At 66.3% G+C, this 12,238-nt stretch carries 13 protein-coding genes; 7 read left to right on the forward strand and 6 right to left on the reverse strand.

Annotation, left to right across the window (positions count from 1 at the left end):
* Positions 1-31 precede the first annotated feature (31 nt).
* From IE122_RS06940 to IE122_RS06965, 6 genes are all read left to right on the forward strand, one after another.
* Positions 32-355, forward strand: coding sequence for a DUF6968 family protein (locus tag IE122_RS06940; RefSeq protein ID WP_189620387.1), 324 nt, complete (start codon positions 32-34; stop codon positions 353-355).
* Between the two features lie 170 nt (positions 356-525).
* Positions 526-1,296, forward strand: coding sequence for a CsgG/HfaB family protein (locus IE122_RS06945; protein WP_189620388.1), 771 nt, complete (start codon positions 526-528; stop codon positions 1,294-1,296).
* A 506-nt stretch (positions 1,297-1,802) separates the two neighbouring features.
* Complete coding sequence (locus tag IE122_RS06950) at positions 1,803-2,489, forward strand: response regulator transcription factor (protein ID WP_189620389.1); 687 nt, start codon at positions 1,803-1,805, stop codon at positions 2,487-2,489.
* Complete coding sequence (locus tag IE122_RS06955) at positions 2,486-3,841, forward strand: sensor histidine kinase (protein ID WP_189620390.1); 1,356 nt, start codon at positions 2,486-2,488, stop codon at positions 3,839-3,841. Before IE122_RS06950 ends, IE122_RS06955 begins: the two co-directional genes overlap by 4 nt.
* Entirely contained in the window at positions 3,838-4,455 is a 618-nt protein-coding gene (locus tag IE122_RS06960; protein WP_229813859.1) for a hypothetical protein, read from the forward strand. The genes IE122_RS06955 and IE122_RS06960 overlap by 4 nt, the downstream gene beginning before the upstream one ends.
* Before the next feature lie 105 nt (positions 4,456-4,560).
* Positions 4,561-4,752 carry a hypothetical protein gene (locus IE122_RS06965; protein ID WP_229813861.1) on the forward strand — a complete coding sequence of 64 codons (192 nt, stop codon included), beginning with the start codon at positions 4,561-4,563 and terminating at the stop codon, positions 4,750-4,752.
* A gap of 4 nt (positions 4,753-4,756) precedes the next feature.
* Here IE122_RS06965 and arfB read toward each other — a convergent pair whose 3' ends face one another.
* From arfB to pabB, 4 genes are read right to left on the reverse strand one after another with little or no spacing between them, the layout of a single operon-like run.
* The gene (arfB, locus tag IE122_RS06970; RefSeq protein ID WP_189620392.1) at positions 4,757-5,164 is read right to left on the reverse strand and encodes an alternative ribosome rescue aminoacyl-tRNA hydrolase ArfB; all 408 of its coding nucleotides are present in this window, start codon (positions 5,162-5,164) and stop codon (positions 4,757-4,759) included.
* Entirely contained in the window at positions 5,157-5,828 is a 672-nt protein-coding gene (locus IE122_RS06975) for an RluA family pseudouridine synthase (protein WP_189620393.1), read from the reverse strand. Before IE122_RS06975 ends, arfB begins: the two co-directional genes overlap by 8 nt.
* Positions 5,825-6,994 carry a pyridoxal phosphate-dependent aminotransferase gene (locus IE122_RS06980; protein ID WP_189620394.1) on the reverse strand — a complete coding sequence of 390 codons (1,170 nt, stop codon included), beginning with the start codon at positions 6,992-6,994 and terminating at the stop codon, positions 5,825-5,827. Before IE122_RS06980 ends, IE122_RS06975 begins: the two co-directional genes overlap by 4 nt.
* Positions 6,994-8,805 carry an aminodeoxychorismate synthase component I gene (pabB, locus tag IE122_RS06985; protein ID WP_189620395.1) on the reverse strand — a complete coding sequence of 604 codons (1,812 nt, stop codon included), beginning with the start codon at positions 8,803-8,805 and terminating at the stop codon, positions 6,994-6,996. The genes IE122_RS06980 and pabB overlap by 1 nt, the downstream gene beginning before the upstream one ends.
* A 119-nt stretch (positions 8,806-8,924) precedes the next feature.
* Between pabB and IE122_RS06990 the strand changes: the two genes are divergently transcribed.
* Positions 8,925-10,523 (forward strand): helicase HerA-like domain-containing protein, encoded by a 1,599-nt coding sequence (locus IE122_RS06990; protein WP_189620396.1) that lies wholly within the window; start codon positions 8,925-8,927, stop codon positions 10,521-10,523.
* 15 nt (positions 10,524-10,538) lie between these two features.
* On the opposite strand, the gene IE122_RS06995 is transcribed toward IE122_RS06990, so the two are convergent.
* On the reverse strand, positions 10,539-10,940 hold the full coding sequence (locus IE122_RS06995; RefSeq protein WP_189620397.1) for a hypothetical protein: 402 nt from the start codon (positions 10,938-10,940) through the stop codon (positions 10,539-10,541).
* On the reverse strand, positions 10,909-12,150 hold the full coding sequence (locus IE122_RS07000; protein WP_229813863.1) for a hypothetical protein: 1,242 nt from the start codon (positions 12,148-12,150) through the stop codon (positions 10,909-10,911). The genes IE122_RS06995 and IE122_RS07000 overlap by 32 nt, the downstream gene beginning before the upstream one ends.
* Positions 12,151-12,238: the final 88 nt, after the last annotated feature.

Here is a 12,238-nt window from a genome sequence, read left to right on the forward strand (position 1 = left end):
AAGTGAGACCTGCTACAGCGAAGGGAGGCCGATGATCGAAACACCATTTGTGGAACGCCGGTTCGAGCTTGATGGCGGCGAGTTGCTTGTCCGCTTTTTCTCGCCATTCAGGGCACCCGGAGGCGAGTTTCAGTGCCATTATAGCATTGGCTGGCCAGAACGGGATGTCCGTCGGCGTGTGTGCGGTCTGGATGGTCTCCAAGCACTCATGCTGGCCATGCGGCTGGTCCATTCCGAACTTGTCGAAAGCGATGCTTATAAAGCCGGCCGCCTAACTTGGTGCGATCAGACCGATCTCGACCTTCCGCCCATTTGGGGCGTCGGGCCGCTTTACGATCCGCCTCCGCAGCCATAGCCTTATCACCCTGTCCAACCAGCGGCGCGCGCCACTCGCGTGGCAATTCTCACAGCATTCGTCATTTGCTATGCGGCAAGAGCGATGCATAGAGCATGGCCACAAGCGCTTTGCGCCAAGTTGCGAATCACGCGCGACTTGTCAGGGCATGAAACGAAGGGGGTTGGGCGATGAAGAAACTGGTTTTGGGACTTGGCACGATTACTGCCGTTCTGGCCGCACCGGCGGCCATGGCCGAAAGCAAGTCCTCGGCGCGTCAGCAGCAGGACAAGCGGACGCAGGATATCCCGGTCTGTTCCAAGAACCTGGGCACCGTCGCCATCGTCGAGCCGGACACCCAGTGGTGGCGCGAACTGAGCCTGGGCAGCCCAGAGGCCATCCTGCGCGTGTTCGTCCAGAAGTCGGGCTGCTTCACCCTCGTCAACCGCGGTCGGTCGCTGCAGAACAGCGCGATGGAGCGCGCGCTCGCCGATCAGGGCGAACTGCAGGGCGGTTCCAACATCGGCAAGGGCCAGATCAAGGCGGCGGATTACTTCCTCCAGCCCGATATCGTCTCGACCAACAAGAATTCGGGCGGCACCAACATCGGCGGCGTGCTGGGCGGCTTTGGCGGCATGTTCGGGCGCGGGCTGGGTGCCATTGCCGGCGGCCTGTCGATCAAGAAGGGTGAAGCCAACGTCACCCTGTCGATCGTGAACTCGCGCACTACCGTGGAAGAAGCGCTGACAGAAGGGTATGCCCGCAAGTCCGATGTCAGCTTCGGCGGCGGCGGGGGCGGCTTCTTTGGCGGTACCTTCGGTGCGGCCGGCGGTGGCGGTTACCAGAACACCGAGATCGGCCAGGTCATCGTGCTCGCCTACCTTGATGCCTACACCAAGCTTGTGAGCCAGTTGGGCGGGTTGCCGGCGAACGCTTCGGCGGCCGCGCCGGTGGCGAAGTAGCGCTGCATGGGGGCAGGCTAACAGGCTTTGTAAGGCGATTTACGCAATGTAATCGGGTAGCTGATGAGAATGGAGCTCGATCCATGAGCTCGCGAGTCTTCAGCAATGTCCTGCCGGGTGCATGGCAATGATCCTGCATCCCGGCAAAGATACCCGATCGCATGCGGTGGCCTGTTTGGGCCACCAGAGAATTTCGGGGTGCCGGACGTCTTGTCCCAGTCCCCAAACGCGTGAGGCGTCCGGAACCCCCCGCCGGGTGGCGGATAGGTCGTTCCCCTTCCCGGGAACGGGGTGCGTGGCAAGACGCATCCTTGCGGCAAACCGCAGGACTATCGCCGCCGGCACCCTGCCACCGATGCGTCCGGGCCCGTGCCCGGCGCATCGTGGCGGGGATTCCTTCGATCTTGGCCGCAGGGCACGGTGGGGTACGTGGGCAGGAATACCGTGCTGGGGGCAAAGAACTTGGGTTCACTATCGAAGCTGCCGGCGGATCGGATCGGCGCGTCATGAGCGGTCTCAACATCCTCTACATTGAGGACGACGCCCGCGCGGCCGCCAGCGTCAGCGATCTGGCGGGCCAGTCCGGCGACCGGCTGACCTGGGAGGCGACCGGCAGCGCCGGGCTGATGCGCGCCGGCGCGCAAAGCTTCGATGTCATCATCCTCGATCGCATGCTGCCCGATCTGGACGGCATCACGATCCTGTCGCGGTTGCGCGAAAGCGGCGTCGGCACGCCGGTGCTGATGCTGTCGGCCCTGGGCCGCACCAGCGACCGTGCCGAGGGGCTCGATGCCGGGGCAGACGATTACTTGGCCAAGCCCTTCGAGGCCGAGGAACTGCTGGCCCGCCTGCGCGCGTTGCACCGCCGGGCTTCGGGGCGCGGCCACTCGGCCGTCATCCTTTACGGCGCGTTCGAATGCCACGTGAAGGCGCGCACAGCTTTTCGCGAAAATCGCCATCTCGCGCTCAGCCCCAAGGAATTCGAGCTGTTCCGCTACTTCATGGAGAACGCGGGCGACGTCATCACGCGCGAAATGCTGCTGCGCGATGTGTGGAAAATGAACTTTGATCCCCAGACCAACGTGGTGGACGTCAACATCGGCCGTCTGCGCCGCAAGCTGGAAGAAGGCTTCGACCGTCCGGCGCTGGAGACGATCTGGGGTTCCGGCTACCGGTTGCTGGACGGCAGTTGAGCCGACTCTTCGCCTTACGTCATTCGATTTTTGCCCGGATCGTCCTGTGGGCGATCGTGACCGCTGCCGTCATCACGTCGGGCCTGTGGTATCTGACCGATCGCACCATCCGCAATGCCGATCGGGCGGCGGTAATGCGCGCGGTCGATGTCGATCTGGCGGGGATGGTCGATATCTTCGCCAGCGGGGGGCTGTCCGAATTGTCGCGGCGCGTCAACGACCGGCTGGCGCTCCAGCCGCGCGAGCGCGATCCCACGCACTACATGGTGGCGGACGGGGCCGGGCGGCGCATCGCCGGCGATATCCGCAAGTGGCCGGGGTTGCAGGCGGCGATGTCGCAGGATGGCGAGATCGCGATCGATGGCCGGCGGCGCGCCTACGCTCGCGCCACCCAGCTTGGCCCGAACCTGCGGCTGCTGGTGGCGCACGAAACCCGCGATCAGGAATGGCTGTTGCGGCAGGTCGGGCTGGCGTTCCTGATCGGCGGGATGCTGGCGGTGGTGTTCGTGGCGCTGGGCGGCTGGCTTGCCGCACACCGGCTGGCCGGGCGGATCGAGCGGATCAATGCGACCTTCCGCCGCCCTAACGATATTGCGCTGGAGGAACTGGGCCGCCGCGCCGAAGGCAAGGACGAGATCCACGAACTGATGAGCCATTCGCGCAATGCGCTGGCCCGGCTGGACCGGCTGGCTGCCGCGAACCGTGAGACGACCGATCACGTCGCGCATGAATTGCGCACCCCGCTCATGCATCTCGACAACCGCCTGCTGCGCGCGCTTTCGGCCTCGCCCGATGCGCAGACATCGGCGCACCTGGGCGAGGCGCGGGTGGAAATCCGCGCAATCATCCGGATGCTCGAATCGCTGCTCGATATCGCCGCCAGCGAGACCCGGCGGGGCGATCGCCATGGCCTGGTGCCGATCGATCTGAGCGCGCTGGCGACCCGGCTGGGCGAACTCTACGCCGATAGCGCTGAGGAATCGGGCCATCACCTGCGCCTTCAGGTCGAACCCCGGGTGACCATGCAGGGTGAGGAGATGCTCATCACCCGGCTTATCACCAACCTGCTCGACAATGCGTTCAAGTACGTGCCGCAGGACGGCACTGTCTGGCTCAAGGTCTCGCGCGGGCCGGTCATCACCGTCAGTGACGACGGGCCCGGCATCCCCCCGGCGGAACGCGAAACCGTGTTTGAAAAGTTCCGGCGCGGCAGCGGATCGCTGTCCGAAGGCGGGGTGGGGCTGGGCCTGGCCCTATGCCGCGCCATCGCCGCGCGCCATCATCTGCAGATCAAGATCGAGCCGAGCCAAATTGGTGCTTGCTTCATCGTCTCGCCAGAGGAAATATTATGAGCATGAACAAGGATTTCACGGCATCTCCGAGTCGGCGGCGGGCAGTGCGCGGGGCAACCGCAGCGATCCTGCTCGCCGTGGCCGGCGCAGCGCAGGCGGCGCCGGCCGGGGAAGTGCCGCTGGCTGCGCCCGGCGCGCCGTCGCTGGCGGAAATGGTGGCCGCGGCGTTCAGCCGGGCGGCGCTGGCCAGCGCGCGCGGTGACGATGCGCAACTTTCCGTCGAACTGCGCCAGATCGCGGCGATCGGTGCGCGCCCGCTGGTCGTCGATGCCGATCCGGTCCGCAACTGGCGCACGCTGGCGCGGATGGACAGTGTCGCACCGATGCGCGGCAGCCCGCTGGGGCCGGGCTATCGTGCGGGGCAGGTCGATCCCGGCAGCCAGGAACGGTTCGAACAGCTCTTCCTGTCCGGCCGCAAGGCCAGTATCGCGCTGTCCTCCCCCGGCAACGCGCCGCTGGCACTGACGGTACTCGATGCCAACCGCAAACCGGTCTGCGAAGCGCGAGATGCGCGGCTGGCGTGCCACTGGATGCCGCTGTTCACGCAGCGCTACACCATCGAAGTGCGCAACAAGGGCGCGCAGACGGCTGATTACTTCCTGGTCGTGGAATAAGGCCCGGCTTCAGCAACCCGCTGACCACGTTAACCTTCCTGCTTTTGCGGCACGGCTTCCCGCGCTATGACCGGCGGCATGAGAGGATCATGCGTTGTGTTAGCGGTGCTGGCGCTGGCTGGCTGCGCCAAGGCCGATAACGAGCCGGGACCGGGCGGGGTCACGATGGGCGAAGCCCGCGCGCTCGATGATGCCGCGCAGATGCTCGACGCGCGCCGCCCGCCGCCAGAGCTTTACGCTCCGTCGCGCACCCGCTTGCCGCAGCAGGACGCATCGCAAACCGCCAACGGGAACTGAAAGCTCAGTCGAAAGATACCTTGCCGCGCCCGGCCTTGACCGCGCCGCGCAGTTTCTTGCCTTTCAGCCGTTCCGTCTTGCCGACCCGGTTGATGCGGCTCTTGGCGCGCTGCTCGGGCAGGTTGTGCGCCTCGCGCAGCAGCTCGGCCAGCCGGTCGCGGGCATCGGTGCGGTTGGCTTCCTGGGTGCGGAACCGCCGCGCGGTCAGCACCAGTTCGCCGCGCGCGGTCATCCGGGTTCCGGCAAGTTCTCGCAAGCGGTGGAATACCGGCGGCGACAGCCGCAAGGCATAGACATCAAGCCGCAACTGGACGGCGGTGGCGACCTTGTTGACGTTCTGGCCTCCCGGCCCCGAAGCGGTGATGAAACTTTCGCTCGCCAACGCATGGGCCCGGGCGATCACGTCATCCATCGCTGAAACCGAGTGCGGCGAAATCTGCCGGCAGCGGGCTCGTCGCGACGATCGGCGGCTTGTCGCCGCGCGGCACGGTCAATCCGGCGGCGTGCAGCAGCGTGCGCGATGCGCCCTTGCCCGGGCCTCCCTTGCCCGAACCGTACACCGGATCGCCCAGCAGAGGCGTGCCGAGGCCGGAGGCGGCGTGGACGCGGATCTGGTGTGTGCGGCCCGTCTCCGGGCGGAATTCCACCAGCGTCAGCCCGCCCTGCCGATCCAGCACGCGCCAGTGCGTGACCGCGGGCTTGCCCTTGCGTGCCGGGATCATCCGCCAGCCGTCCTTCTGGGTGCTGACTTTGGACAGCGCCAGTTCGATCGTCCCCGCATCCTCGGCCACCAGGCCCGCGACCACGCCGAGATAGCGCTTTTCCACCAGCCGCTCCTCGAAGGCTGCGGCAAACCGCTTGAGCGCCTTGGGGTTGCGGGCGAGCAGCAGGCACCCGGACGTATCGCGATCGAGGCGGTGCACCGGGGCAGGGGACCGCTGGAAGCCCAGCCGCAGGTCTTCAAGATGATCGTCAAGCGAGCGGCCACCGGCGCGCGGCCGGTCGAGCGGGAGCCCGGCGGGCTTGTCGATGACGAGCGCTTCGCCGTCTTCGAACAGGATGGGGATCGCGGTCATGCCAGGGCCTTTGCAATGCGGCGCAGCGCTTCTTCCAGCCGCGCATCATCGGCCGCGAAGCTGATGCGAAAACCGTCCTGCCCGCCGAACGCCGATGCCGGAACAAGCGCTACGCCGTGTTCCAGCAGGTGCAGCGCCAACTTGCCGTCATCATTGTCGAACCGGTCCATCAGCGGCGCGGCATCGACCATGCAGTAGAACGCGCCGTCCGGCACCGGGGTGGCAAGGCCGGGAATGGCGTTGATCGCCCGCACCACCATGTCGCGGCGGGCGCGGAACCGTTCCCGCCAGTCCAGCAGGAAGTCCTGCGGTCCCTCCAGCGCGGCAACGGCGGCGGCCTGGCTGATGGAGCAGGGGTTGCTGGTGGAATGCGACTGGACCGCTTCCATGCCCTTGATAAGCCATTCGGGCCCGGTCGACACGCCGATGCGGAAGCCGGTCATAGCGTGGCTCTTGGATACGCCCGAGACGGTCAGGATGCGATCCGCCAGATCCGGGCACAAGTTGGCCAGCGTGGCGTGTGCGCCGCCGCCGTAGCGGATCGGGGCGTAGATATCGTCCGACATCACCATCACGCGCGGATGGCGGCGCAGGACTTCGCCGATCGCCAGCAGCGTCTCGGCCGGATAGCACGCGCCGGTCGGGTTGCCGGGGCTGTTGATCAGCACCCACAGGGTGCGCGGCCCGACCTGCGCTTCGAGATCGGCGGCGGTGAACCGGAAGTTGTCCTTGGCGTGCGTGATCAGCGGCACCACGCTGCCGCCAGCAAAGCGCACGATTTCGGGGTAGGACACCCACCACGGCGATGGCACGATCACTTCATCGCCTTCGCTGACGGTGGCCATCAGCGCGTTGAAGATCGCCTGCTTGCCACCCGCCGTCACCAGCACCCGCGACGGCTGCGTAGCGATGCCGAGGTCGCGGACGAAATGCAGCACTGCCGCCTGCTTGAGGCGCGCGGTGCCGCCCACCGCGGTATAGCGGGTATCCCCCGCATCGAGCGCGGCCTTGGCGGCGGCGACGACGTGGGCCGGGGTGGCGAAATCGGGTTCGCCGACCGAGAGCGAGATGACATCGCGGCCGGCCTCGCGCAGGGCGATGGCGCGGTCGGTCATGGCGCCCGTCTGTGACGGGGCGATGCGGGACAGTGCTGTGGAGGTATGCATCAGGTGAGCAGCCGCGCCGGGCTGAGGCCGCGCAGGGCATTGCCGATCAGGAAGCCGTCGGCCAGATCGTCCAGCGTCAATTCCGCCTCGATCGCGCGGCCTTCTTCGATCAGGGCGCGGCGCAGGACGCCGGGCAGGAGGCCCAGCCCCGCTGCCGGGGTCAGCAGGACGCCGTCACGCTCGACGAACAGATTGGTAAACGTGCCTTCAGTGACGGTGCCGTCATCGCGCAGGAACAATGCCTCGTGCGCGCCGGCCTGCTGCGCGATGGCAAGCGCGCTGGCGTAGAATTCGCGATCCGATGTCTTGTGCGCCAGCCGCCAGTCCCGGCTGTCGACCGGCAGGCGCAGCACCGCCACGTCCGCCGGGTCGGGCAGCGGCGCAGGCAGGTCTGACAGTTCGAGCGCATAGGCCCCCGATCGCGCGGCAACGAGGCGCAGCTTCGACGGCCGCTCGGCATCGAAGCACAGCGCCTGGATGGCGTTGCGCACCGCGTGGCGATCGAAAGCGAAGCCCAGCGTTTCCGCGCTCGCCCGGATGCGTTCGAGGTGCAGTTCAAGCAGGGGAATGCCGTCGTCCGGCGTGAACTTCATCGTCTCGATCAGATCGAACCGGGCGGGAGAGGCGGCACTGGCCGAAACGCGCACAAAACCCCCTTTGACCAGACACTCGCGCCATTCGCCGAGCATCTCGGAATCCGCGACCACCGCGCCGCCGACCCCCAACACCGCCGTGCCGCCCGTGCCGGAAACGTCCGGCGTCAGGCGCAGAGTGCGGATTGCCACATTAAACGCCGCATCGCCAGTAGGTTCGATCCAGCCGATGCTGCCGCAGTAGGGACCGCGCGCGGCCGCCTCGGTCCGGGCGATCAGCTCCATCGCCCTGATCTTCGGCGCGCCGGTGATCGATCCGCAGGGAAACAGCGCGCGCAGCAGATCAAGTGCGGTCTTGCCCGGGGCCAGCCGGGCGCTGACGGTCGAAACCATCTGGTGCACGGTGGGAAAGCTTTCGACCGCGAACGGCGCATCGACGCGCACGCTGCCTGGCTGCGCCACGCGCGAAAGATCGTTGCGCAGCAGATCGACGATCATCAGGTTTTCGGCGCGGTCCTTGGCCGAACTTTCCAGTTCGGCGCGCAGGCTCGCGTCTTCGGCCGGGGTGGGGCCGCGCGGGCGGGTGCCCTTCATCGGCTTGGTCCGCACCTTTCGCCCGCGCAGGGCGAAGAACAGTTCGGGCGAAAAGCTGAGCAGCCAGTGCGAGCCGTCGAACACCACCCCGCCATATCCGGCGCGCGCCGCCGGGCGGATCGCGGCGTAGAGCGCCAGCGGATCGCCCCGCCACGAACCGCTGAGCGGGATCGTCAGGTTGGCCTGATAGATGTCGCCCGCGTGGATTGCCTCGCGGATCGTGGTGAATCCGGCCTGGTAGTCCGCCAGCCCGGTCGCGGGGTCGAGCGGGCCGATCTGCGGTGATTCGCCCTGTCCGGCCAGGGCCGCCAGCCGCTGCTCCACGGCGTCGGGCGCGATCGTCTCGACGCTTTCGAAAGCACCGAACCAGACCAGCGGTCCGGCCGCACCGGTCTTGCCCTCCAGCAGCGGGCGCAGGCGCGGCTCCAGCGCCAGCCCCGCTTCGTAGGCAAGGTAGCCGCCCAGAGTGTGCCCGGCGCGCGACAGCGCCTCCATCCGCGCCAGCGCCGGGGCCACGTCATCGGCATGGCGCGCCACGACGATCTCGACCGGCCGGGTCAGCAGCCGGGCGGATGCGGCACCCTCGGTGCGGGCGTCGTCGAGGAGGATGAAAGGTTCGGGCATGGCGGATCAGGGTAATGGCCCTTAGCGGCCATTTGTCGCAGTGGCAAAATCCCTCTCGCACAGGCCCGGTGCGCGCATTATCAACGGTTGCGGATAACCATGGCGGGAGCCCGAAACTGATGAGCGAAATCTTCCTCGGGCTGGGCGGCAACGGTGAACGCCAGACATTGCTGCTGGGTCGCGCCAACCGCCACGGCCTTGTCGCCGGGGCTACCGGAACCGGCAAGACGGTCACCCTGCAGACCATCGCCGAGCAGTTCTCCGCCGCCGGGGTGCCGGTGTTCCTCGCTGACGTGAAAGGCGACCTGTCGGGCATTTCGATGTCCGGCAGCCCGCAGTTCAAGCATGCCGACGCGCTGGAATCGCGAGCGAAGGAGCTGGGCATCACCGATTATGCCTATTCCGACAATCCGGCGATCTTCTGGGACATCTACGGCGAACTGGGCCACCCGGTGCGGACCACCATTTCGGAAATGGGACCGCTGCTGCTGGCGCGGCTGATGGATTTGAACGAGACGCAGGAAGGCGTGCTCAACATCGCGTTTCGCTATGCCGACGAACAGGGCCTGCTGCTGCTTGATCTGGAAGACCTGCAGGCGATGCTGGCTTATGCGGCGGAGAACGCCTCCGCGCTTTCGGCGAAGTACGGCAACATCACCAAGGCCAGCGTCGGCACCATCCAGCGCCAGCTCCTCGCGCTCGACAGCCAGAGCGCGGCGCGCTTCTTCGGCGAGCCGGCGCTGGAAATCCAGGATTTCATCCGCTGCGACGATCAGGGCCGGGGCTATATCAATATCCTTGCCGCCGAAAAGCTGATGCAGAGCCCCAAGCTCTACGCCACCTTCCTGCTGTGGCTGCTGTCCGAACTGTTCGAGGCGCTGCCCGAGGTGGGCGATCCCGACAAGCCCAAGCTGGTGTTCTTCTTCGACGAGGCGCACCTGCTGTTCGACGATGCGCCCAAGGCTTTGCAGGACAAGGTGGAGCAGGTGGTGCGGCTGGTCCGCTCCAAGGGCGTGGGCGTCTATTTCGTGACGCAGAACCCGATCGACATTCCCGAGGATATCGCCGGCCAGCTCGGCAATCGCGTCCAGCACGCGCTGCGCGCCTTCACCCCGCGCGACAAGAAGGCGATCAAGGCGGCGGCGGAAACCTTCCGCATCAATCCCGACCTGGACGTCGAAACCGCGATCACCGAGCTGAAGGTGGGCGAGGCGCTGGTGTCCACGCTTGATGAGGAAGGCGCGCCCACGGTGGTCCAGCGCACCCTGATCGCGCCGCCGCGCTCGCGGCTGGGCTCGGTGACCGCCAAGGAACGCGCTATCGTTCAGTCGATTTCACCGTGCGACGGCAAGTACGATACGGCCGTCAACCGGGAAAGCGCCGGCGAAGTGCTGGCCGCCAAGGCTGCCGATGCGGCGGCCACCGCGCAGGAAGTGGCCGAAAAGGGCCGCGACGAAGTGGCGCGGCAGGAACGCAAGAGCCCCGGCCTGTGGGATGGCATCGGTGGCAAGGTCGCCAAGGCCGCCGCCGGCGCGGCAGCGGCCAGCGCCGGCTCAATCCTGGCGCAGAAAATGCAGGGCAAGACCAGCCGCGCCAGCCCCCAGGCCTCGGCCGCCAGTGCGGCGGCGGGCACGGTGGGCGATGTGCTGGGCAAGGCCATCGGCTTCCCCGGCCTTGGCCGCTTCGCGCGCAACCTGATCGGCGGCCTGATGCGGTGAGGCACTTTCGCGCTTTCAGGGAAGACACCTTGTAGGGCTTATCGCGCGCAACGGCTTTTCGGGCGGCCAGATCGGTAAGCGTGACGTCACCTCTATGTCGGTTTCGATGCCGTCGGATGCCGTCACATACACAGAATTCGCCCGGATGCCGACTGACGCGCCAACCGTGGAAACTTTTAAACTTTGGGGAATCCTCCGGACACTTATCAACATGCCCGGAAGAAAAATGGTGCCAGAAGAGGACTCGCATCGGGCACCCAAGAGGCTGATTTTCCCTGCAAATAGGCAGTGGAAAATCACCGGCACCATCAATAGCACCAACACATCGTCTGGAAAAGGCTGGACGTGCCCGGATAGGGGCAAAATCACGCCGTTCGACAGCCGCTTAATAATAGCCGTAGGGCGGGCGAAACGCATGATCGTCATCGTCGCCGAACAGCCTGTTCTTCTCAAAACGCTGCTCAAGACCGTCAGCCGAAAGCGCCGCCTCGCGCGAAGCCAGCCTGCGCTCGGCTAGGCTTAGGAATTCGGCGACACGGCCGGTGCGCCCGGACATTTCCTCACCGCGCAAATTTGTCACCAGCCGCCTCAGCCGATCAAGCGCGGCCATCTCTTCGAGCACCTCATCCAAGGCCTTGCCGCGACGCTCGGCGATATGGTCCCTGCGAAGGGCGAGTTCGCGCTGGCGCCGAGCCTCCGCTTCCCTTCGCGCCTGCTCCTCGCGCTTGAGACGATCGTCCTTCTTCGCCGCCGCCAGCACGGCGATGCCCACCGCGATGTCGCTCGCCATGTTCTCAATCCGCTGGACCTTGGCATCCTTGAACGAACGCCGCGGGCTGCCGCCGAGCAGATATGAATTCTCCAGCTCGAACGCGAGCTGGCCGGTGGGATGATAATCCCATTCGGGGCCGCGCAAGGACGAGAAGCTGAAATCGTCGTCATCCCAACTGCTGGGATTGTTCCAGCGGCGCGCGCGGCGCTTTCGGGCGGCCTCCTGCTCGGCGAGCTCCTTCTCGGTCGGCACGTGCTTTTCGCGCCGGACCCCCTCGCTGATCGAAAAGGCGATCGTCTCGCCTTCGCATTGGAAGCTCGCGGATTTCTCGCCACGCGCCAGCTTGATCCCCAGCGCTTCCGCCGCTGCCACGATGCGACCAAGCGCGAGTTCCAGGCGGTCGATCGAGGCCGGCGCGACGCTGACCTTGATGACGTTCAAGCCTTCGACCGTGACGAGGCCGTTGATCGAGGAAGGCTTCGCCTTGCGGAGCTGAGCGATCGTCCGATCGACGATCGGGTTCACCGGCAAAACCGCGTCCGCATCGATGGACGATGCGAGCAGACGGGCGTTCTCGCGCGCGGTCGCGATCACCTCGGGCTCCGGTCCCAATTGACCAGCCGCGATGGTGATCCTGTCGGACGTGCCAGCCTTGGCTTTCGGCAATGGGGTTTGCTTGACCGCTTTTCCCGCAGCCTTCTTCGCCCACCATCCCAGTGGCGGGTTCGGGATATCGTGCTTCTTGCAAATCTTGTGGAGGGCGACGTCCGAGAGGGCAAATTCCTTCGCCAAGTGGGTCATGGGTTTCGACCACACCAGGTCGTAGAATTCCTCCCGGGTGAACACCCTCGACATTCAGCTGCCTCTCTTTGGCTTGGATAGGGTCGGCCGTAATCGGAATTCATGACATTGCCGAAGGGGCATTGGCCGTTCAGCTGCGGGG

It is taken from the genome of Novosphingobium colocasiae (genome assembly GCF_014652555.1).
In the GTDB taxonomy this organism is placed as follows: domain Bacteria; phylum Pseudomonadota; class Alphaproteobacteria; order Sphingomonadales; family Sphingomonadaceae; genus Novosphingobium; species Novosphingobium colocasiae.